Consider the following 21416-nt stretch of genomic DNA (forward strand, 5'->3'; position numbering starts at 1 on the left):
GCGCGCAGTCTTATGAACCGCATGGTGACCATCCATGCGGCTTTCCCAACAATCGATTAGTGATTTACATATTTCCTTCGGCACCGTAACGGCTTTCGTCGGGCCGTAAGCCGTGGTCAAACTCAGTCGCGCCGCGTGACTGGCACTGTGCAAATCCTTTCAGTCGTGTCTTCGGCCCAGGCCGAGTCCTCGGGCACGCTTCCCTTCTCCGCGTATCAAATTTTCACATCGAGTCTTATCCAATAAGGCTTTCAGGCGATCGCGCCGGCTTCGTCACAGCTTTGCCCGCTCTCGTCACATCTCGACTTTCGTCCCGCAGTTGTCAGCTACCGGTCAGTTTCATGACCGGATGCCCAATATTTGCGCGCCAGAAAATACTGGTTAACCACACAGTGCAAAAAAAAGACACGAATCTGCCTGATTCTTTCGCATTGCATCCGTAAGCCATACACTTGCCAGCGATGAAATGTTACGAATTTATAAGGCGGTTCAGCGTTAAGCGGCATCCGTTACCGGCTCACTAAAGATCAGAAGATTTGCCATTCGCACACAGGAGAAGAAATGAAGGGTTTCCGCTTGACCAAGGCTGCCATCGTCGCCGCCACCGCCTTTGCCGCAGCAGTCCCGGCGTTCGCTCAAAGCAGCGTGACGCTTTACGGTATCGTCGATGACTCGATCGTCTACCAGAGCAGCCAGGGCGCACTTGGCTCCAACAGCGGCGGACGTTCGAACGTCAAGCTGGCATCGGGCATCTGGGCGGGAAGCCGCTTCGGCCTGAAGGGCGCCGAAGATCTCGGCGGCGGCAACAAGGCAATCTTCCAGTTGGAATCGGGCTTCAACATCAACAATGGCGGACAGCAATACGCCAACGCGATGTTCGGTCGCCAGGCTTGGGTCGGTCTCACGAACCCCACCTACGGTACGTTGACTCTCGGTCGCCAATACACGTCGTATTACACGCTGATGGCGCCGTATAGCCCGACGAACTGGCTGACCGGATACTTCGGCGCGCACCCGGGCGATCTGGACGAACTGGATACGATCTACCGCGCGAACAACTCGATCGTCTACACGTCGCCGAAACTCTTCGGCTTCACGGCAAGCGGCTCTTACTCTCTGGCTGGCACGCCGGATAGCGCCTATCGCGGATCGACGTGGTCGGGCGCCTTGCAGTACGCGCAAGGCCCGATCGGCGCGACGGTCGCGTTCACGCGTATCAACAACTCGACGATCGGCGGCGGCGTCTACGGCGCGGATTCGACGACCAACACGGGCGGCCAGTCGGGCATCTCGGCAGTCACGAACGGTTATCAGGGCGCGCAAGCTCAGAACCGCTTCGCGGTTGGCGGCGGCTACACGTTCAACAGCCAGTGGGATATTTCGGCGACGTACACGAACGTTCAGTACATCCCGGGTATCAACTCGAAGTTCACCGACACGGCGATCTTCAATACGGCTGGCACCGTGCTGCACTGGAAGGCAACGGCGGCATGGGACTTTGCCGCTGGCTACAGCTACACGTGGGCAAGCAAGGCGAACGGTATCGACGATGCAGCGTCCTACCATCAGTTCAACCTGAGCCAGTACTACTCGCTGTCCAAGCGCACGGGTCTGTATGCACTGGAAGCATTCCAGCGCGCCAACGGCCGCACGCTCGGCACGCCGACGTTCACCGCTGCGGGCGCGACGAATCGCCAGATCAACGCCACGGCTTCGATCGGCGACGGCTTCCAAAGCGCTCCGTCGACCTCGCGCAGCCAGTTCGCGGCAGGCGTGGGTATCATTCACCGCTTCTAAGCTTTCGGGCTGCGGAGCGGGTTGTACAAAGCTGCATGCAGAAAACCGGGCGCTTCGGCGTCCGGTTTTTCGTTTACGTGGTCGATGCCGGGTTCATGCCGTGTTGCCGGGTTGCCGGTTGCGGGCTTGCTGGCGCAGCCTTTGCTGCGTATGGTATTTAGCATGCAAACGTCGGCATTGAGTCTCGCTCAAGGGCCTGTAACGGAGATACGGACATGACCACCAAAGACGAATCACTCGATGAACAGTTGTTTCGCCTCTTCGCCGTCGAACAGCGCATACTGGCACAGAATGTCGACGGCAAGGTTATCGACATCGGTGCGATCGAATCCAAAGACGGCGAGTATTGCGCGAGTCTCGATGTAGGCGAGATTTCAGTGGAGCCCAAGCGCAGCCCGGAACTGGCGCTCAAGGCTTTGGTGGAAGAGCTGTCGTTCGATTATCTCGATGGACTGTTCACGAGCGAAGGCGAGACGGAAGTGAGCGGGCGGTTGCAGGATTATCCGAACGTGGAATTTGCGCTCGATGAACCGCTGCCGCGTGGTTTGACCGATGGAACGCCACCACAGGTGTTCTGATGAGCGTTTGCATGCTGCATTCTTAATGCGGCATGCAGCATGCAAAATCACGCGTGCCCTCGCGGCGATTCACCACCTTCGACAGACCGGGCCGCGGCGCTGCCAGCCGAAATTCTGGTCTTACCGCCAGACAGCGTTCCAGAAGCATGCCCCCAGGCCGGCGGTGCGTCGCGCGGGGGAAACATCGCGCCGACGAGGCGATCGACGAAATAGAAGAACTTGTCCGACGCGTACCCCGCAATGAACGCCAACGCGAGCGGCGATACGTCCTTGCCGCCCTCCAATAGCTTGCTGAAGAGTCCAATGGAAATGCCGACGATGATCGCGCTTGTCACATGTGCGCGATTCGCCACTTTCGAATGCTCGGGATGAAACGTGCTGGCAGACGACTCCGCGCTCAACTGCCGCAAGATCGCGGCGCACGCACCGAGCCATGCATACAGCACGGGCAGCAAGAAGCCGGTCACAGCACCCACAATGGAAAGAATGATGTCGTTTGCATACAGCGCCATCGCGCGGATGTCCTGATAGACGGCGATCTTCTGAAACCCTTGCTCGACAGCGTCGAGATCGGTCGGCGGATGCTCGTCCCCGGTCTGCGCGCGCGGTTTGGCCAGTAGCGGCAGTGTGATTTCGAGCACCTTCCGGGCGACGTCCGGATTGCATTGCCAGTCGCTGTCTACATTGCCGCCGGTGTATCGACGCGAATGCGAAGTGCGGTACGCGCTCTGAAAATTAAGCACGCTCTCTTGATCGTCGCAAGGCCGCTTATAAGGGCTGCGGATGACGCCGAGTCCAAGGCCGGTGGTTAACGCACTAATGCGGGACACGTCCGCGAAAAGCTGCCGGTTATTGGTCGCGAAGTTCTGCAGTTCCTCCTTGATCTGCAGTGCGGGCTGCGAGTTCTGCAGCGCGATGAGAGCGGCATCGTCCTTCTTTTTGACAGCCTCTTCGATAGCCACCGCATGCGCCTGCAACTGGTTGTGCAGTGTGAGCGCGGCCGCGTCGTTGCTCTTCACGACGTTGGCGATATCGCTCGAAATCTGATTGCCCACGAAGAGCAGGCACGACAACGACACCACCAGCACGGTGAGCGCAATCGCCGAGCGCGTATAGATGCGGATTGCACGACGCGCGCCTTCGCGTGCTTCGTTGCCGGCAGTCGCGGCGACGACAGGCGTCACCGCATGCGCGATGCGGCTCATCGCGGCATAGAAGGCGCTCTCCGTTTCCGCGTTCCACGTGCGATTTTGCTGGGCGGCGCGTGCCCTCGACATGGCTTCGACATCGTGTTCATCGAGCGGTTTGCCGTTTTGTGCGCCATACGAGACCATGTCGCGGCAGTGATCGAGATCGGCGACGATGCTGCTGCCCGGATAATGCGACGCTGCCGCGATACGGCTCATCGCACCATAAAACGCACTGGCGGTAGCGCGGTTCCACACGCCGCGACCGAAGGCGCAGCGCGCGTTACGCACGGCGTCGACGTCGGCGTTGTCGAGGATCGTACCGGTTGCGGCAGCGCGCGAGATGAGTGCTTCGCATTTGGCAAGATCCTCGGCGGCGCGCGGCCCGGGATCGCCGTGCCCGGCTTCCGTATCGCTCGGCTCGATATGTTCGCGCTCGCCTGCGCGGAGTTGCGGTGTAGACGGTACGCTCATTACGGTCTCCCGTCGATCAAACCGAACAGGCGACAGCCCTGACGCTGGGATCGCCAATTGATCGGATTACTGATCGATCGACTGCTTACTCATTGACCAACTGGCAGCCTGCGAAGCTGTGCGCAGAGTTGCGGATAGATGTCCAGAAAGCCGGGCGTATCGAGCCGCTTTGAAAGGCTTGGATCGATCGTCTCGTTGAGCGCCGTACCTGCAACACGTGGTGCCTTTTCGCAAACATCCCTTAGCACGGCGCTTTTGCTAATGAACTCGGCGTATGAATCGATTGGCTCGCACGCGTAAGCGGCTAACGGAATATCGATTGGCTTGTCGAACACGAGGCCATGCGATGCCGCCTTTTCACGCAGCCATTCGGCGGGAATCAGCGGTAGCAGATCTTCGGGGGTGCGTGGTGGACTCAGGTAGCCGCCGCCGACATTGGCATGCGCGCCCATGAACCAGCGCTGCTCGAGCGGCAAGTTGCCACGATCCTCGGAACCTTGCGTCCACAACGTCGGCGCATAGAGCGAGCGATATTCGTTGGCCGCGATCGCGTGATACGCGGCCTTCGTCGTGTTGGACAGCGTCGTATCGTGGAACTTGTAGTAGCTCGAAAATCCTGGCACCGGCAATGTGCCGACTGGAATGCCCAGCTCGCCGACCGTATCCCAGACGCCAACGAATGCGATATCCACATCGCGCGAGAACTGCTTGCGATACGCGACGACTGCGTCATCCGTGGCGCTCGCATTCTGATCACGATAGATGCCGTATGCCTGATCGATCGAATCTTGTCCCGTGTCGGTGGCGAGCCCGCATTTGCGGATCAGCCCGGCAAGACTGCGCGCCGAATAGGCGCCGCGACTGAAGCCGAGAATGAAGATCGATGCGCCCGGTTTGTAGCGTTCGCAAAGCCACGCATAACCGGCCTTGATGTTTTCCGATAACCCGTCGCCGAACGCGCCGCCGAGGAACTTGCTGGCCAGCGCGAACAACCCGTTACCTTGTGTCCCGACGCCTTGAACGTAGAGCGTTTCCTGCTCGTCCGTCTCGGGTGCGAGCTTGTAGAGCAGATATGCGTTGGTGCGATCGTTGGGTTCGTTCCAGGTGCCGTCGAAAAAGATGGCGAGATTCATGATGAAGGGTCTCCTTACCAAGTCTCGATACGCTCTCATACGTTGTCAGCGGTCTGACAAAAGCGCCTTGAGTAAGGGATAGGAAATCGCGGGGCAAGCTGCAAGCATCGGATACGCGAAAACGGCGCGCGGGCATGGAGCGGCTGTATTTTGGCGGATACGAGGGGGACCCATGCATCTTGCGCACGGACGGATCGACATGAATGTGCCATCCTTGATCCACGGCCGATGCGATAGGGCGTGATCGGGCCGTCGACTATTGCGGGGGTGAATCATGAAAAAAACGTTTCTTGCCGTGATCGTTTTTGCATGCGCTGCAACACTCGGTGCACCGGCATTCGCACGCGACGATGGTCCGCGCTTCGCGCAGGACCATCTCGATCGGTTGGTCGCGCAGCATGCGGACGCGAATCGGCATATCCGCGGTGGGACGCATGGCGCGGCGGCATCGGGGACGGTGTCATCGCAAAGTTTTGGCAACGACGCTTCCAAGTGATCGCTCGCGGCTTTCGCGACGGCTTGTGTGCCGGCCGGGTGCATTAGGCACCAACGTGTACGGCGCCGGAAGAGAGACGCTTTCGTGCAAGGCGAGAGCGGAGAGGCATTACGCATTGGGTCGACCGCATGCAAAATGCAAATCGTTAGGGCGTGTCTAACAGTAACATGCGACGCTCCGAAGGAAAGCCACGTTCGTGCGACGCGAAGATGGCGCAGGTTCCAGGCATCCGGTCCACCGCATTCAACATGCAATCGGCTGGCAAAGGTATGAAATTTGCGATGACCGCCCGAATGTTCCGCGGCGACATGCCGACGATCCTCCCCGTTAATTTCCCCGAGAGCCATGACACGGAAAGCCCTATCGATAGCTGTACTCTCTGCATCTTTTCTGGCGGCAGGCTGCGCGGGCATCGGCCCGAGCCGTCTAAAAGCCGATCAGGTCGACTATTCACGCGCACTCGGCGATGCCAAGAAGCGCGAAATTCTTGCCGCAATCGTCGGTTTGCGCTTCGCAGATTCGCCTTCATTCCTCACGGTGAGCAGCATCATTGCCGCCTACACGTTCGATACCACCGCTGGCGCCACGCTCAATGCGGGTTCTGGCAGCGTGCCGAACTACGCGGCAGCCACCGGAAGCGTGTCGTATTCGAACCATCCGACTTTCACCTTCACCCCTACCACGGGCGACGCCTACGCGAGCGCATACATCCGCCCGCTCGCACCCGCGCTCGTGATGCCGCTTGCCGAAAGCGGCATTCCGGTCGATCTGCTCTTGCGCATCACGGCGCAATCCATCGGCGGGTTACAGAACGGCACGGCGCTCGGCGGCCCGAATGGATCAGGCGCGCCTGAATTTTTCATGCTGATTCAAGCGCTGCGCCGTCTGCAACTGGCCGGCGAATTGAATATTGAATCACGTAATGGAAAGGATGGCGGCGTGTTCATCACGCTCGGCGCAACGCGCAGCGGCACTAACAAGCAGACCGTCGGCGATCTCACGCTCGTGCGCAAGCTGCTCAAGTTGTCCCCGAAGATGAAGACGTATGAACTCGTCTACGGCCAGGCGGCGGATCATGATCGCATTCCGATGGTCACGCGTTCCGTGCTTGGGATCCTGACCGATATCGGCGCGCAGATCACGGTGCCGGACGAGCAGGTGGGAACGGGAGCAACCAAGCCGACCATCGGGTTGATCGGCGGAGAGACGCGTCCGACCATCATCGTGCAAGTGGGCGAGAAGCCGCCGCAGGATGCGTATGTCAGCGTGCCCTACGACAAAACGAACTATTGGATCGACAGAAGGGATTTCGATTCGAAGTACGCATTTACCGTCGTGCAGAACCTGATGGCGCTAGCCGAAGTGACGGACACATCGAAAGCGCCGGTCGTGACGATCCCTGCCAATTGAGTGGTCCGCGCGCTCGGCGTCTGCTCGTTACTGTTCTTGTAAAAGGCAGATCGAGTGGCGCCGCCGCTATGGATGTCCTCGTGTCGCAATGTCGCGAAGCGCGAGATGAGATTGCCAGCACGGATAGGCCGGGTGCATTTGCCTTGGCTTTGCATTCTGCATCCAATGACGCGCCAAGCAACACAAGCAACACAAGCACACGCCAAGCGCAGACAACCCCAGCGCTTACTGCCCAAAAAACGTGCCGAACGCGCGAGGTTGAGTGCTCGTCGTGCGACCAGCTTGCGACGACCCAGCCGTGACCGAACCATAGTCATTCGACTGCGCTGACGCTTGCGCAACGGATCGCGTGCTCACACGCGCTTCGGCTGCCTGAATATTGGACGGATAGGTAGGATCGGCTGCGACCGGGTTGTAGCCGGCGTTCTTCAGTTGCGCGAGTTCGGCGCGAACCTGCGCGCGAGTAAGCGGCGTATCCGTTTGCGCGTAAGCAAGGACGGGGACGGCAAAAGCAGCGGCGATGGCGATCGCAGAGAAGAACGGTTTCATGGATGTCGGCTCCGTGGTGGATAGGTCGTGCTCTTCGAATAGCTTTCGGGACAGCGTTTGCACGGAGTGTAGAGAGGGCTGAGTCGCGGATCATCTATCGATCCGTTGAAGGATCTTTCTAGGGATGGCAACAATCCATGGATGCGCTTGAATTAAAAATACCACTCACTGGCATACAAAATTAGGGTTTCACCTAGCCTATCGGCGTTCAAGACGTTCATCTTAAAATTAATCAACCGGACGGTCGGTTAATCGATATACTCGCTGCATCGCTTCTCAAAATAGAGCGGAGTCTCGCATGTACACGCAATCCCTCGATCTTCCGGGTCAGCCCGCGGTTTCGGACGCTTCAGCCGAGGCGTCGTCGCAACAGCAACATTTCGATGCGGTGATGCAGGCGGATAGCAAGATCGAACCGCAAGACTGGATGCCCGAAGCGTATCGCAAGACGTTGGTGCGGCAGATTTCTCAGCACGCGCACTCGGAGATCATCGGCATGCAGCCCGAGGGCAACTGGATCAGTCGTGCGCCTAGCCTGAAGCGCAAGGCGATCCTGCTCGCCAAGGTGCAGGACGAGGGCGGCCACGGCTTGTATCTCTACAGCGCGGCTGAAACGCTCGGCGTCTCGCGCGACCAACTGACCGACGCGCTGCATGCGGGCAAGGCCAAATATTCGAGCATCTTCAACTATCCGACGCCTACATGGGCCGACGTGGGCGTGATCGGCTGGCTCGTGGATGGCGCCGCGATCATGAATCAGATACCGCTGTGCCGCTGTACTTACGGCCCTTACGCGCGCGCGATGATTCGCATTTGCAAGGAAGAGTCGTTCCACCAACGGCAGGGCTTCGATGCCCTGCTCGCGATGATGAAAGGCACGCAAGCGCAGAAAGACCTCGTGCAGCAAGCCGTGAATCGCTGGTGGTGGCCCGTGCTGATGATGTTTGGACCGAGCGACAAGGATTCCATTCATAGCGGCCAGTCGTTCGCGTGGGGCATCAAGCGAATTTCGAACGACGACCTGCGGCAAAAGTTCGTCGATGCCACCGTCGAGCAAGCGAAGATTCTCGGCGTAACGTTGCCCGATCCCGATCTCAAATGGAACGAAGCGCGCGGTGCGCATGACTACGGCGAGATCGACTGGGACGAATTCTGGCGAGTGGTCAATGGTGACGGTCCGTGCAACAAGGAACGGCTTGCGACTCGCGTAAAGGCGAGTGACGATGGCGCGTGGGTGCGCGAAGCGGCGCTCGCTTATGCCGACAAACAAGCGCGCAAAGCGCAGGATCAGCAGAAACAGGCCGCATGAAGGAGACGACGATGAGCAAGGAATGGCCGATCTGGGAAGTGTTCGTGCGTAGCAAGCAGGGTCTAGATCACAAGCATTGCGGCAGCCTGCATGCGCCCGACGCGGGCGCTGCGTTGAGAATGGCGCGCGATGTCTATACGCGGCGTCAGGAAGGCGTGAGCATCTGGGTGGTGCCATCATCGGCTATCACGGCATCGGACCCGGCGGACAAGGGCGAATTGTTCGAACCCGCGATCGACAAGATATATCGGCATCCTACGTTCTTCGTGTTGCCCGACGAAATCAATCACATGTAAAGGCGGGACATGACGACGCTCATTCCGACGCGCGAACATCTCGCTTACGTCCTGCGCCTCGCCGACAACGCGTTGATCCTCGGTCAGCGAAACGCCGAATGGTGCAGCCACGGTCCCGCGCTCGAAGAAGACATCGCGCTCGCTAACATGAGTCTCGATCTCATCGGACAGGCGCGCTTGCTTTATTCGCATGCGGCAACGCTCGAAGCCGAGATGACCGGCACGCAGAAAACCGAAGACGATTACGCGTACTTTCGTGGCGAGCGTGAGTTCGCCAACTATACGATTGCCGAGCTGCCGCACTATGGACCGTTCGCGGGCACGGTGCGAACCGAGCGCGATTATGCAGTGACCATCGTGCGCAACTTCCTCTATTCGGCGTTGATGGCTGAACTATGGACGGCCTTGCAGGCATCGGCCGATGCGCAGCTTGCCGCCATTGCCGCGAAGTCGATCAAGGAAGTCCGTTACCACTTGCATCATGCACGCGACTGGCTCGTGCGCTTCGGCGACGGCACGGAGGAATCGCATCGACGCGCACAGGCTGCACTCGACTATTTGATGCCTTACACACGCGAGTTTTTTGCGATCGATGCAATCGAGCGCGCCGTTGCACAAGCAGGCATCGCGCCGCTTGCAAGCGATTTCGAAGCGGCATGGCGCGCACAACTGGACGACGCTTTAAACGAAGCCACACTCACCGCGCCCGCCGATGTAAAGCATGTCAGCACAGGCAAACTCGGCGAACACTCCGAGCATATGGGTTATCTGCTCGCGGAGATGCAAAGCCTCGCACGTCAGCACCCGGGCGCAAGCTGGTGAACACCATGCACGCCGATACTGTCTTGCAACACGTATGGTCCGTGCTCGAAGCCGTGCCGGACCCGGAGATCCCCGTCGTATCCATACGCGAACTGGGCATCTTGCGCGACGTGCGTCATGGCGCGGACGGCGTGCTCGAGGTCGTGATTACGCCGACTTACTCGGGATGTCCCGCCATGTCGCAGATCGCCGAGGACATCGCGTATGCAATCCATACCGCGAAGCTCGGGGCGCATCGCATTGAGACGGTGCTCGCGCCGGCATGGACCACCGACTGGATCACCGATGAAGCGCGCGACAAGCTACGACGTTATGGCATCGCGCCGCCGACGGGGCAATGTGGAACTGCTGCACCGAATCCGGAGCAACCGCTGCGTTTCGTGCCATATAAGCCGATGAAGCAAGAGCCGGTCGCGTGTCCTCGTTGCGGTTCGACGCATACGGAAAAGCTCGCGCAATTCGGCTCGACGGCGTGCAAGGCACTGTACCGATGTATCGATTGCCGCGAGCCGTTCGATTACTTCAAACCGTACTGATCCGTTTCTTTTTCATCGATTCGACGCTCATGGCCACTCCGCAATTCCATCCGCTGCGCATTCGCGAGGTTCGTCCTGAAACGGCCGACGCGGTCACCGTCTCGTTCGATGTACCGCCACTGCTGCGCGACGCGTTCCGCTTCACGCAAGGGCAGTTCGTGACCTTGAAGACGCATATCGACGGCGAAGAGACGCGCCGGTCTTATTCCATCTGCGTGGGTGTCACGGACTACGATCGCGATGGAGAATTGCGTATCGGCATCAAGCGCGTGCGCGGCGGGCGTTTTTCGAACTTCGCATTCGACACGCTGAAGCCCGGCCACGAGATCGAAGTCATGACGCCCGATGGCCGTTTCTTTACGCATTTGAACGCGGACCACGCCAAGCATTACGTGGCGTTTTCAGGTGGCTCGGGCATCACGCCAGTGCTCGCCATCGTCAAGACCACGCTCGATATGGAACCCACGAGCCGCTTCACGCTTGTGTACGGCAATCGCAGCGTGGATGCGATCATGTTTGCCGAAGAGCTCGAAGATCTCAAGAACCGTTATATGAGCCGCTTTTCGCTCTATCACGTGCTCTCGGACGACTTGCAGGACGTCGAACTCTTCAACGGCGTGCTGGACGAAGCAAAGTGCCGTGCGTTCCTGCAAACGCTGCTGCCTCCACAAGAAATCGATGAAGCCTTCATTTGCGGTCCTGGGCCGATGATGGATGCGGCTGAAGCCGCGCTCAAGAGTTCGGGCGTCGCACAGAAACAGATCCATGTGGAGCGTTTCGGTACACCCTTGCCGCAAGCGGGCGTTCCGGCCGTCGAAATTACTGAGAACACGCCTGCGGCCGACCTTGAACTCGTCATCGACGGAAAAAGGCGCAAACTGCGTTTGCCCTATGAAGGCGTGAGTGTGCTCGACGTCGGACTCAAAGCGGGTTTGGCGCTGCCTTATGCGTGCAAAGGCGGCGTGTGCTGCACGTGCCGCGCAAAAGTGCTTGAGGGAGAGGTAAAGATGGACCGGAATTTCACGCTCGAACAACACGAGATCGATGACGGTTTCGTGCTGACGTGCCAGTGTCATCCGGTTAGCGAACGCATAGTCGTGAGCTTCGACGAACGCTAGACACGTCTTAGCGTGGCTTTAGAAAAACAATTCAGGAAATATCGGAAGAATTCTTTACGCATAAACCCTCGCAAGCGTTTGCACAAATTGTTTTGTAAGCTTTGTTTGTGTCATCGTACGGATGCTTTCAGCGCTTTAGTTGGCGCTTAGCGAAAAGTATTCGAAATAACGAACATCAAACGGGGCAAGCGAAACTTCGATGTGGATCGTCAGACTCGCGCTTAAGCGCCCGTATACGTTCATTGTCCTGTCGCTGCTGCTGCTTATCATCGGCCCGCTCGTGATCATGCGCACGCCGACCGATATCTTTCCGAACATCGACATTCCGGTCGTTAGCGTGATCTGGTCGTACACGGGCTTGCCTCCTGATCAAATGGAGCGCCGCATCACGCTCAATTACGAGCGTGGGCTTTCGGTGGCGGTCAACGACATCGAACATATCGAATCGGAATCGCTGCCAGGCATTGCGGTCATCCGCATATTTTTTCAGCCGAACGCAAACGTGGATGAAGCGATCGCGGAAATTACCGCGCTTTCGCAGACGCAGCTTCGTCAGTTGCCACAGGGCATCACGCCGCCGAACATCTTGCGCTTCAATGCGTCGACCGTGCCGATCTTGCGGCTTGCGTTGTCATCGTCGGAACTCACCGAGCAGCAGCTCTACGACTTCGGCAATAGCTTTCTCAAGACGCAGCTTGCGACAGTGCAGGGTGCATCCGTGCCGTTGCCCTATGGCGGCAAGCAGCGGCAGATCATGGTCGATATCGACTCGCGCCGGCTGCAGGCAAAGAATCTCGCGCCCACCGATGTCGTGAATGCCATCAGCGCGCAAAACCTGATCTTGCCGACGGGCACGACCAAGATCGGACCGACCGAATATCAAGTGGGACTCAATGCGAGCCCGGATACGATCGAAGGTCTCAACGACATTCCGATCCGAACAGGGCCTGGCGGCACCATCTATATTCGCGACGTGGCGCACGTGCGCGATGGCTTTCAGCCGCAAACGAATATCGTGCGACTCGATGGCACGCGTGCGGCGCTTCTGACGATCAACAAGAGCGGCAATGCATCGACGCTCGATATCGTGTCGCGCGTGAAGAACCTGTTGCCGACGCTGCGTGGCATGGTGCCCGAATCTTTAAAGATAGAGCCGGTCGCCGACCAATCGCTGTTCGTGCGGGCATCGGTAGAGGGTGTGTTGCGCGAGGCCGTGATCGCGGCGGGCCTGACCGCGCTCATGGTGCTGCTGTTTTTAGGTAGCTGGCGCGCGACGCTTATCATCGCCATCTCCATTCCCTTGTCGATGCTCACGTCGATCGTCGCACTCTCGGCGATCGGGCAGACCATCAACATCATGACGCTCGGCGGACTGGCGCTCGCGGTCGGTATTCTCGTGGACGATGCGACCGTCGCTATCGAAAACATCAGCCAGAATCTCGAAGAAGGCAAGGAACTGGAGCAAGCGATTCTCGATGGCGCGCAACAAATTGCCGTGCCAACGCTCGTTTCCACGCTTTCCATCTGCATCGTTTTCATTCCGATGTTCCTGCTTACCGGCGTTGCGCACTACCTCTTCGTGCCGCTGGCCGAAGCAGTCGTTTTCGCCATGATTGCGTCGTACTTCTTCTCGCGCACGCTCGTTCCGACGCTTGCGAAGTATCTGTTGCGCAACCACGAACACATGGGTGGCGATGTCGAATCGATGAAGGGTTCGCGCAACCCCTTCGTGCGTATTCATCTCGGTTTCGAGAGGCGCTTCGAAGCGGTGCGCGGGCGCTACCGCGCCTTTCTCGAAGCTCGGCTCGCGCATCCCGCACGCTTCGCGTCGTTGTTCCTCGTCTGCTGTCTGCTCTCGCTCGCCCTCGCACCGTTTCTTGGCCGTGACTTCTTTCCTTCCGTCGATTCGGGCGTGATCGCACTGCACTTGCGCACGAAAACCGGCACACGTATCGAGGAAACAGCGGCATTGACCGATCGTGTCGACAAGCGCATTCGCCAACTCATCCCGTCGCGCGAGGTGCATTCGATCATCGACAACATGGGCTTGCCGGTATCGGGCATCAATCTTTCGTATAGCAACACCGGCACCATCAGTTCCGCCGATGCCGACGTGCTTATCACGCTCAACGAAGATCACGCGCCGACCGACGACTATATCCGCCAACTCCGCAAGCGCTTGCCGCAGGAGTTCCCCGGCGTGGCGTTCTCGTTTCTACCTGCGGATATCGTGAGTCAGATTCTCAACTTCGGTGTCCCGGCGCCGCTCGATATCGCCATCACGGGCCGCGATGTGCGTGGCAATCGCGCCTTCGCCAATCACTTGCTCGAGAAGATTCGTCGCGTGCCGGGTCTCGTCGATGCACGCATTCAGCAGCCTTCCGATCTTCCATTCGTCAACGTTGAAGTAGATCGTACGAAGGCGCTTCAGGCAGGCTTTACGCAACGCGATGTCGCAAGCAATCTGCTCATCACGCTGTCGGGAAGTCAGCAGACGACGCCTACGTTCTGGCTCAATCCCGCGAATGGCGTGAGCTACAACGTCATTACGTCCGCGCCGCAATACGATATGAACTCGTTGCAATCAGTCGCGAATATTCCAGTGACATCGGCTAGCGGCAAGACGAATATTCTCGGCGCGCTTGCTTCATTGTCTCGCGGGTCGCGCGATGCCGTCGTGTATCACTACAACGCGCAGACCACCATCAATCTTTATGCAAGCACCGAGCGGCGCGATCTGGGCGCGGTATCGGATGACGTTCAACGCATCATCGACGAAGCGCGCGGCCAATTGCCCAAAGGCTCGTCAATCGACATGCGTGGACAAGTCGAAACGATGAACGGGTCTTTCTCGGGCCTGGCGTTTGGATTGATTCTCGCCGTCGTGCTGGTGTATCTGCTTATCGTGGTCAATTTTCAGTCGTGGCTCGATCCGTTCATCATCATCACCGCGCTGCCGGGTGCGTTAGCGGGCATTGTCTGGATGCTCTTCCTCACGCATACGACGCTGTCCATTCCCGCATTGACCGGCGCGATCATGTGTATCGGCATCGCGACGGCCAACAGCATTCTTGTCGTGAGCTTTGCGCGTTCTGCATTGCAGGAACACGGCGATGCCATGCGCTCGGCGCTCGAAGCCGGCTACTCGCGTTTCAGGCCCGTGCTGATGACCGCACTCGCGATGATGATCGGCATGGTGCCCATGGCCATCGGTCTCGGCGAGGGCGGCGAACAGAATGCGCCGCTCGGCCGCGCGGTGATCGGCGGCCTGATGGTCGGCACCATCGCCACGCTCTTCTTCGTGCCCGTGGTGTTCTCGATGATCTATAAGCGTATCGAAGCGAAGCGCGGCGGCGCAAAGCACCTGGATGGCGAGCCGCAAGGCCAGTCGTGATGCCGATATATACGGAGTTCGAATGAACGAGCAGTCAAACGAACGATCGACACGCAAGCGCGGGCGCATGTGGCTCGTGATCGCGCTTGTGGTCGTCGTGTTGCTGGTGGCGCAGGGTATCTGGTCACGCCATTCCGCGCACGCGGAACTGGAACGCGATGCTGGCGAGCACAGCGTCCAGACCGTCGAAATCATCAAGCCGACGCGCATGAAGCCGACCCAGGACCTCGTGCTCGCGGGCGATATCCGTGCTTTCTCCGATGCCCCGATTTTTGCGCGCACCAATGGTTATTTGAAACGCTGGACCGCGGATATCGGCACCAAGGTGCGCAAAGGACAGCTGCTTGCGGAGATCGATGCACCCGAGATCAATGATCAGCTGCGCCAGGCTCGCGCCGATGCGCAGACGGCGCGCGCCAATTATTTGTTGGCGAAGACCACCGCCGATCGTTGGGTGCAGATGGCGAAGAACAACTCGGTCTCGCGGCAGGAGACAGATGAAAAGACCGGCGACATGCTCGCCAAGGAAGCTGCGTTCAACGCCTCGCAGGCGAACGTGTCGCGACTGGAGCAGATGGTTTCGTTCCAGAAGATCTATGCACCGTTCGATGGCGTCGTGACGGCCCGCAACACCGATGTCGGCCAGTTGATCGATGCGGGCAGTGCGGGGATCGGCCGCGAGCTCTTCCATATACAAGATGCCACTACGCTGCGCGTGTTCGTCGATGTGCCGCAAGCCTATGCGCGGCTCGTGACCCCCGGCTTGCCAGCGGAACTGATCCTTAACGAAGAGCGCAATCGCAAGTTCGAGGGCGTCACGGTGCGAACGGCGGGAGCGGTCGATCCGGTTGCACGCACCATGCGTGTCGAAGTCGGCGTGAAGAATCCGAGCGGGGAATTGCTGGCAGGCGCCTATGCGCAAGTGCGCTTTCATCTCACCAACGCTAGCGCGTCGTACACGCTACCCGGCAATGCGCTGCTGTTTCGTCCGGATGGCGTGCATGCGGCGAGCGTCGATGCGAACAATCGCGTGAAGCTGCTGCCGATCACGCTTGGAACCGATTACGGCACGCGCGTTTCGATCGCAGCCGGATTGTCGGGCGATGAGCGTGTGATCGTGAATCCCCCGGATTCGATCATCGATGGAGCGGCGGTGCGCATCGGACGCGCGAACGCCACGCCTGGTGCGAGTCAACCGAAGCAGGGCGGCGAAGCATCATGAGCATGCTGCATGCAAAATGCCGAATGCCAAGTTTGGCGGCGGTGCTGGCGCTAATGTTAAGCGGATGCGCGGTCGGGCCGGATTACAGCAAGCCCGACGTGGCGATGCCGGTTGCATACAAAACGGCAGAACCCGCCGATGCGCCCGTTCATGCGGACACACTGCCGCAAAACTGGAAAGCCGCGCAGCCCGCCGATGCCACGCAACGCGCTCCCTGGTGGGAAATCTACGGCGACCCGCAATTGAACGCTCTGGAGGAACGCGTCGCGAGCGCGAACCAAACGGTGGCGGCGGCATCCGCGCGGTTTCGCGGCGCGCGGGCGGCCGTCGCGCAGGCGCGTTCGGCGTACTTTCCGACTGTCACGGCGAATGCTGCATTCAATCAGTCGCGGGCGTCGTCGAACATACTGTACAAGTCGAGCGCGGGCGTGACAGTGCCGGACTATCTGGTCGATGCGCAAATCTCGTGGGAGCCCGACTTGTGGGGCCGCATTTCCCGCGCAGTCGAAGGCGGACGTGCGGGAGCGCAGGCAAGCGCAGCCGACTTGCAAAGTGCAATCCTGTCGATGCAGGCCGAGCTTGCAAGTAACTACTTCGAGTTGCGCGGCACGGTGGAGGAAGAGCGGCTTTTAAAGGAGACGCTGCAAGCCTACGACAAGGCGCTCGCGTTGACGCGTGACCGGTTTGCAGGCGGCATCGCGGCTGAGTCCGATGTTGCGCAGGCGGAGGAGCAGTTGCGCTCGACGCAGGCGCAGTTGATCGATCTCGAAACCGCGCGCGCGAGCCTCGTGAATGCAATCGCGATTCTCGTTGGCGAGCCGCCGTCGAGTTTCACGCTCGATGTCGAGCCGCTCGATGAAGGGCATGCGCCGCGCCCATCGGCGGCACTCGCTGCGCTGCCGCTTTCCGTGCCTTCCGCGTTGCTGGAGCGACGGCCCGATATCGCGGCGGCCGAGCGCCGCGTCGCTGAGGCCAACGCACGCGTCGGCGTGGCGACGGCCGCGTTCTTTCCGAATCTGCTGCTTGCCGCGACGGGTGGCCTCGAAGCCACCAATTTCAGTTCCTGGTTGATGGCGCCAAGCCGCTTCTGGTCGCTCGGGCCGCAACTCGCTTTCACCGCACTGGACTTCGGTGGCCGTGCCGCGGCACGCGATGCGGCACGCGCGACTTACGACGAGAGCGTCGCTGATTATCGTCAAACGGTGCTCACGGCTTTCGGGCAAGTGGAGGACAACCTCAACGCGCTGGAGGTTTTGCGCCGTGAGAGCGAAGCGCAACGCGACGCGGTCGACGCAGCGAAGCGCGCGTTATCGAAGGTTGGCAATCGCTACGAGAACGGCGCGATCACGTATCTGAACGTAGTGGTGACGCAGGCTATCGTGTTATCGGATCAACGCACTGAGGTGCGTATCGAGCGGCGGCGCATGGCGGCCAGCGTCGCGCTGATCAAGGCGCTCGGCGGCGGATGGACGACCGCCGCGTTACCAGATGCGGAAGAAGTATCGCGGCAAGAGTGAGAGCGCATTTTGCATTCAGTCTTTTGCATTCAGTCTTTTGCATGCCGAATGCAATTGCCTGGCAGAAGCGCTCGCCATGTGAAACGCCGGGCCGCATTCGTCGCGTTCCCGGCGTATCGCCCAGCAGTCGAATACCTCAACCTTGCGCTTTCGGCCTGCAGATCATGAAGTATTGCGAACTCAACCACCAAGGCATATGCGGCACCGGGCTCATATGCACGGCATCGATATCGAAGCCCACGCTTACGAGATCGCGCAACTCACGGAAGTCGAAACCCTTATGCGTGATGCGCGGATTGATCGGCCGGCTCACGGACATGCCGACCATCGACTTGAGTACTTCGGAAGGCGTGTATTCCGACTTGAAGGAACGACTGCGGAGCATCCAGTTTGATACCTTCGGCGCGATTGCGAGGCCGTACATGATCGGCACCGAGATCACGAGCGCGCCGCTCGGCTTGAGAATGCGCGCGGCGTCATCGAGCAGCATGGCCAGTTCGTTGTCGTAGAGATGCTCGCAGACTTCGAAGGCGGTCAGCACGTCGACGCTTTGCGGCGTTACGTTGTTCAGCGACTCCGCGTATTTGACTTCGGGAAAGGTGGGCGCCATGTACGGATCGTGACCGACGAGCGTCACGTCCGGGCGCGCTTCGCCGAGCGTGTGCAAAAAGAGTCCAGGGCCAGCACCGAAATCGACCACCGTGCCGCGTTTCGCACATAGTCCGGTCACCAAATCGATCGCCATGTTCATGCGCGTTCGATGTGCATAACGCGCTAGCGGATTGCCGGATTTGACGGTTTGTTCTTCGTATGAAATTTCGCGCATCGGTGTGCTCCCCCTCGTTCGACTAGGCCATTTGTTCCTGGAATTTTCTGCGCCGCGTTCTTTTATTTTTATCGTTATGTCGGTTGATATTGCCGGGACTGACTGAGTCACGCAATCGACGACAGTAGGCCTTTAGCGCCTAACTTCTGCCGGCGTCCGCCACGTGCGTCGGCCCTTGAGGCCTGTCTTGCAGCAGCGGAATCCAGACTACACGAAGAGCCACGCGCCGCATGCGATGAGGGCCACACTCCAGAGCCAATCGACGTTGACCCACCCCGTGCGTAGAAACCCGAGCCCCACACGCTCATGCACCGTCACGGCCAGCAGGGAGATGACGGCAATGACGGCAAGCATCGACGCCGTGTGGATGGCGAGCGCGAGGGCGCCCGCTTCGAGCGCGCCGCCGGCAAGCTTGCCCGAGCACAGGGGCAAGAGCGCCGGCACGAGCATGAGGCCCGCGCCGTGTGCGCTCGACATTACGAACGACCACAACGCGAGGCCCGCGAGGCCCGTGCGCATGCCAACCGAAGGCCGTCCACGATGACCGCGCCACAGCCGCCATATGCCCCAGCCGATCAGCACCAGGCCTGCACCACGCGCGAGCATCTCATGTCCAAGCATGGTCCCGAGCGTAAGCGCGCCAACCAGCACGAGCCCTACCGATAACGCATGACCGAGCGCAATCGGCACGAGCGAGATCAGAACGACGCGCCTGCTATGCGCATAGAGTCCGAGCGCGACGGCAAAGAGCCAGCCCATTGCGGGATTGAGTCCATGAAAGGCGCCCAATCCCGCAGCCGTGAGCCATAACGCCGACGAGGAGGTCACGGATAGCAGAACGAATCCGACGAGCAATCGCCGCCTTGCAGCCTGATCTGATGCGGCCTGTGCCCCTTCGGCCAGTCGATGAAGAAGTTCTTGTCGGTGCTCAGGCCGCCGTTCGGATCGGCGTCGAGTTTCACCATCCAGCCGTCGATACCTTCGGGATAAAACTGCGCGTCCACCGCGCCATAAAGCGAATTGGTGAAGTAGACGCGCCGACCATCGCGACTGACTTCGACCATTTGCGGTCCGCCATTGAGTGCACCGTTTTTAGCGCCGGGATGAGTGGCGCGCGACACGATCCCACCGATGCGGACCTTACCTGTGAGCTTGGGCGAGAAGGGATCGGAGACGTCATACTGAAGCATGTCGCCCGTGCCCCAGCAGGACACGTAGAGGAAGCGATCATCCATCGAGAGATCGATGTCGGAGACGAGCGGCGGCACCGCGCCGAAGCCTTGAAGAAGCGGCGGCAGAACCGAGGCATCGGCAGGTTCCGCGGGAATGTCGATGATCTTCTTCACGGCCCACTTGTCCTTGTCGCGATACCAAGTCCATATCGACGAGGACAGATCCTTCAAGCTGATGACGCAATTCACGAAGCCGTACGCCTTGGTCGGATCGTGCGCGGGGCGCAGTTCGAACACGAGTTGATACTCGTCGCCAAAGTCGATTTCCTGAATATGCTTGCGCTTGGTGAAGTCCCAGAAATGCAGTTTTCTGCCGTATTTCGCGCCTAAAAGAAGTTCGGGTACGAGGCCGCTCTCGAAGGTATCGGGCGTGCCCCATTCGCTCGTCACCATCGTGTCGTAACCGAGATGCCACCAGCCATCGTAGGCAAGCTGTTGCGGGCCGCGGTCCACTTCCCATCGGCCTAGTGGATCGAAGCTCTGTTGATCGAGCATCAGCACGCCGCCGGGCGCTTTGCCTTCTGCATTGCCCAATGCCGTGACGTAGATGCCTCCCGGTCCGCAATGCACGGTATGCGGACGCGTATAGCCCGTTTTCTCGGCGAGTTCATCGGGCTCGATCGTACGCACGATCTTGAGTTGCTTTGGATCGGGCTTCGTATCGACGATATGAATGCGCGACGAGCGCAGCCCCGGCACCACGAGATAACGCCTTTCCATATGCGGGTGCGGCGCATTGGGGCAAAGACACGAAGAGCAGGCGTTCCAGCCGAAGTGATGCAGTTCGTCGCCGGTATCGGGCATGGCGAGTTCGCCGACGATCTTCGTATAGTCCGGCGAATCGGGATCGACATCGACGACCGCTAGCTTGTCGGGCGTATTGCGCTCGGGGTCGAATGTCGCGACATAGGCGAGTGTTTCTCGCGGAGCCTTGGCTGCAAGGCGAGGCGAAGGATAGAAGCTCGGGTCGGGTTTCCATGTTGCCATGTTGCACGTCTCCGGTTAGCGGTCCTTGAGCGGCTCTTCTAAAGCGTTCTTGCGACTCTCTTACGTCTCTTCAAGTCTCTTCATCATAGGACAAGCGTGCGCGACTCGTTCCGTCAAGCTTCGAAGTATTTGCGCAATACAAAGCAACGTGCGCTTAAGGATCGCTCGGTCGCTCCAAGCTTTACCTCAGGCTGGCTTGAAAAATTCCATCGGCATGCACTGCGCCGTGAAGTTCGTTTAAGCGCATGATGCCTGGAAGCGCCGCACGCTCTCAAGCTGTGCAAGCGTCGCCCCTTGTTCCGCTAAGGAGGTTGCTTATGACCGAACCGATGATCAGCCTGATGGTGGGCATTGTCGTGCTGCTATGCGCCGCGGTGATTCTCGTGATGCATCATCGTCATCCGCATATCAACGTCCCCAAGGCACGATGGCTCGATACACATCCGCCGCGCGACTGGATGCGTCACAGACATTAAAGCTCGAAGTGTTTTAAGCACATGCGGCGCCGGCTGATTACCGGCGCTTTTTATTGC

General features: G+C 59.4%; 19 protein-coding genes. 13 read left to right on the forward strand and 6 right to left on the reverse strand.

All coding sequences use genetic code 11. From position 1 onward, the window contains the following. The first annotated feature begins 561 nt into the window (after positions 1-561). Both NCR98_RS06335 and NCR98_RS06340 read left to right on the forward strand, forming a co-directional pair. Complete coding sequence (locus tag NCR98_RS06335) at positions 562-1797, forward strand: porin (RefSeq protein ID WP_244827828.1); 1236 nt, start codon at positions 562-564, stop codon at positions 1795-1797. A gap of 215 nt (positions 1798-2012) precedes the next feature. Next, positions 2013-2375 carry a hypothetical protein gene (locus NCR98_RS06340; protein ID WP_250525777.1) on the forward strand — a complete coding sequence of 121 codons (363 nt, stop codon included), beginning with the start codon at positions 2013-2015 and terminating at the stop codon, positions 2373-2375. A gap of 47 nt (positions 2376-2422) precedes the next feature. Here NCR98_RS06340 and NCR98_RS06345 read toward each other — a convergent pair whose 3' ends face one another. Beyond that, positions 2423-4036: a hypothetical protein gene (locus tag NCR98_RS06345; protein WP_250525778.1), complete on the reverse strand. Its 1614-nt coding sequence runs from the start codon at positions 4034-4036 to the stop codon at positions 2423-2425. Positions 4037-4125: 89 nt separating this feature from the next. Further along, the gene (locus NCR98_RS06350; protein WP_250525779.1) at positions 4126-5169 is read right to left on the reverse strand and encodes a T6SS phospholipase effector Tle1-like catalytic domain-containing protein; all 1044 of its coding nucleotides are present in this window, start codon (positions 5167-5169) and stop codon (positions 4126-4128) included. Between the two features lie 274 nt (positions 5170-5443). Between NCR98_RS06350 and NCR98_RS06355 the strand changes: the two genes are divergently transcribed. Beyond that, complete coding sequence (locus tag NCR98_RS06355; protein WP_250525780.1) at positions 5444-5665, forward strand: hypothetical protein; 222 nt, start codon at positions 5444-5446, stop codon at positions 5663-5665. Positions 5666-6010: 345 nt separating this feature from the next. Further along, a complete protein-coding gene (locus NCR98_RS06360) occupies positions 6011-7075 on the forward strand; it encodes a hypothetical protein (protein WP_250464599.1) in 1065 nt (354 codons plus the stop codon). Between the two features lie 225 nt (positions 7076-7300). Here NCR98_RS06360 and NCR98_RS06365 read toward each other — a convergent pair whose 3' ends face one another. Further along, positions 7301-7624, reverse strand: a complete 324-nt coding sequence (locus tag NCR98_RS06365; protein WP_250525781.1) for a DUF4148 domain-containing protein — start codon at positions 7622-7624, stop codon at positions 7301-7303. Between the two features lie 298 nt (positions 7625-7922). Here NCR98_RS06365 and paaA point away from each other — a divergent pair, with 298 nt between their 5' ends. From paaA to NCR98_RS06405, 8 genes are all read left to right on the forward strand, one after another. After that, on the forward strand, positions 7923-8933 hold the full coding sequence (paaA, locus tag NCR98_RS06370) for a 1,2-phenylacetyl-CoA epoxidase subunit PaaA (RefSeq protein ID WP_250525782.1): 1011 nt from the start codon (positions 7923-7925) through the stop codon (positions 8931-8933). An 11-nt stretch (positions 8934-8944) separates the two neighbouring features. Next, positions 8945-9229 carry a 1,2-phenylacetyl-CoA epoxidase subunit PaaB gene (gene paaB / locus NCR98_RS06375; RefSeq protein WP_250464602.1) on the forward strand — a complete coding sequence of 95 codons (285 nt, stop codon included), beginning with the start codon at positions 8945-8947 and terminating at the stop codon, positions 9227-9229. Positions 9230-9238: 9 nt separating this feature from the next. Then, a complete protein-coding gene (paaC, locus tag NCR98_RS06380) occupies positions 9239-10051 on the forward strand; it encodes a 1,2-phenylacetyl-CoA epoxidase subunit PaaC (protein WP_250508969.1) in 813 nt (270 codons plus the stop codon). Between the two features lie 5 nt (positions 10052-10056). After that, a complete protein-coding gene (gene paaD / locus NCR98_RS06385) occupies positions 10057-10587 on the forward strand; it encodes a 1,2-phenylacetyl-CoA epoxidase subunit PaaD (RefSeq protein WP_250525783.1) in 531 nt (176 codons plus the stop codon). Between the two features lie 29 nt (positions 10588-10616). Then, positions 10617-11705 carry a 1,2-phenylacetyl-CoA epoxidase subunit PaaE gene (gene paaE / locus NCR98_RS06390; RefSeq protein ID WP_250525784.1) on the forward strand — a complete coding sequence of 363 codons (1089 nt, stop codon included), beginning with the start codon at positions 10617-10619 and terminating at the stop codon, positions 11703-11705. A gap of 199 nt (positions 11706-11904) precedes the next feature. Further along, positions 11905-15099: an efflux RND transporter permease subunit gene (locus tag NCR98_RS06395; protein WP_250525785.1), complete on the forward strand. Its 3195-nt coding sequence runs from the start codon at positions 11905-11907 to the stop codon at positions 15097-15099. Between the two features lie 22 nt (positions 15100-15121). Then, on the forward strand, positions 15122-16321 hold the full coding sequence (locus NCR98_RS06400) for an efflux RND transporter periplasmic adaptor subunit (RefSeq protein ID WP_250464612.1): 1200 nt from the start codon (positions 15122-15124) through the stop codon (positions 16319-16321). A gap of 23 nt (positions 16322-16344) precedes the next feature. After that, positions 16345-17838, forward strand: coding sequence for an efflux transporter outer membrane subunit (locus NCR98_RS06405; protein ID WP_250464614.1), 1494 nt, complete (start codon positions 16345-16347; stop codon positions 17836-17838). A 136-nt stretch (positions 17839-17974) separates the two neighbouring features. Here NCR98_RS06405 and NCR98_RS06410 read toward each other — a convergent pair whose 3' ends face one another. The 3 genes from NCR98_RS06410 to NCR98_RS06420 form a co-directional block, all read right to left on the reverse strand. Further along, positions 17975-18583, reverse strand: a complete 609-nt coding sequence (locus NCR98_RS06410) for a class I SAM-dependent methyltransferase (protein ID WP_244827844.1) — start codon at positions 18581-18583, stop codon at positions 17975-17977. Positions 18584-18871: 288 nt separating this feature from the next. Next, positions 18872-19492, reverse strand: a complete 621-nt coding sequence (locus tag NCR98_RS06415) for a hypothetical protein (protein WP_409014939.1) — start codon at positions 19490-19492, stop codon at positions 18872-18874. After that, entirely contained in the window at positions 19489-20883 is a 1395-nt protein-coding gene (locus tag NCR98_RS06420) for a selenium-binding family protein (RefSeq protein ID WP_244827845.1), read from the reverse strand. The genes NCR98_RS06415 and NCR98_RS06420 overlap by 4 nt, the downstream gene beginning before the upstream one ends. Positions 20884-21200: 317 nt before the next feature. On the opposite strand from NCR98_RS06420, the gene NCR98_RS06425 reads away from it, so the two are divergent. Then, complete coding sequence (locus NCR98_RS06425; RefSeq protein ID WP_244827846.1) at positions 21201-21359, forward strand: hypothetical protein; 159 nt, start codon at positions 21201-21203, stop codon at positions 21357-21359. Positions 21360-21416: the final 57 nt, after the last annotated feature.

Origin of the sequence: Caballeronia sp. GAWG2-1, assembly GCF_023631405.1 — a bacterium.
GTDB lineage: Bacteria > Pseudomonadota > Gammaproteobacteria > Burkholderiales > Burkholderiaceae > Caballeronia.

What these genes read in the sequence shown, in the direction of transcription:
- paaA (WP_250525782.1), top strand. Translation starts at nt 7,923, where the DNA reads ATGTACACGCAATCCCTCGATCTTCCGGGTCAGCCCGCGGTTTCGGAC.
- NCR98_RS06360 (WP_250464599.1), top strand. Translation starts at nt 6,011, where the DNA reads ATGACACGGAAAGCCCTATCGATAGCTGTACTCTCTGCATCTTTTCTG.
- paaB (WP_250464602.1), top strand. Translation starts at nt 8,945, where the DNA reads ATGAGCAAGGAATGGCCGATCTGGGAAGTGTTCGTGCGTAGCAAGCAG.
- paaD (WP_250525783.1), top strand. Translation starts at nt 10,057, where the DNA reads ATGCACGCCGATACTGTCTTGCAACACGTATGGTCCGTGCTCGAAGCC.
- paaC (WP_250508969.1), top strand. Translation starts at nt 9,239, where the DNA reads ATGACGACGCTCATTCCGACGCGCGAACATCTCGCTTACGTCCTGCGC.
- NCR98_RS06355 (WP_250525780.1), top strand. Translation starts at nt 5,444, where the DNA reads ATGAAAAAAACGTTTCTTGCCGTGATCGTTTTTGCATGCGCTGCAACA.
- NCR98_RS06395 (WP_250525785.1), top strand. Translation starts at nt 11,905, where the DNA reads ATGTGGATCGTCAGACTCGCGCTTAAGCGCCCGTATACGTTCATTGTC.
- paaE (WP_250525784.1), top strand. Translation starts at nt 10,617, where the DNA reads ATGGCCACTCCGCAATTCCATCCGCTGCGCATTCGCGAGGTTCGTCCT.
- NCR98_RS06335 (WP_244827828.1), top strand. Translation starts at nt 562, where the DNA reads ATGAAGGGTTTCCGCTTGACCAAGGCTGCCATCGTCGCCGCCACCGCC.
- NCR98_RS06350 (WP_250525779.1), bottom strand. Translation starts at nt 5,169, where the DNA reads ATGAATCTCGCCATCTTTTTCGACGGCACCTGGAACGAACCCAACGAT.
- NCR98_RS06400 (WP_250464612.1), top strand. Translation starts at nt 15,122, where the DNA reads ATGAACGAGCAGTCAAACGAACGATCGACACGCAAGCGCGGGCGCATG.
- NCR98_RS06410 (WP_244827844.1), bottom strand. Translation starts at nt 18,583, where the DNA reads ATGGCGATCGATTTGGTGACCGGACTATGTGCGAAACGCGGCACGGTG.
- NCR98_RS06365 (WP_250525781.1), bottom strand. Translation starts at nt 7,624, where the DNA reads ATGAAACCGTTCTTCTCTGCGATCGCCATCGCCGCTGCTTTTGCCGTC.
- NCR98_RS06345 (WP_250525778.1), bottom strand. Translation starts at nt 4,036, where the DNA reads ATGAGCGTACCGTCTACACCGCAACTCCGCGCAGGCGAGCGCGAACAT.
- NCR98_RS06340 (WP_250525777.1), top strand. Translation starts at nt 2,013, where the DNA reads ATGACCACCAAAGACGAATCACTCGATGAACAGTTGTTTCGCCTCTTC.
- NCR98_RS06405 (WP_250464614.1), top strand. Translation starts at nt 16,345, where the DNA reads ATGCCAAGTTTGGCGGCGGTGCTGGCGCTAATGTTAAGCGGATGCGCG.
- NCR98_RS06420 (WP_244827845.1), bottom strand. Translation starts at nt 20,883, where the DNA reads ATGGCAACATGGAAACCCGACCCGAGCTTCTATCCTTCGCCTCGCCTT.
- NCR98_RS06425 (WP_244827846.1), top strand. Translation starts at nt 21,201, where the DNA reads ATGACCGAACCGATGATCAGCCTGATGGTGGGCATTGTCGTGCTGCTA.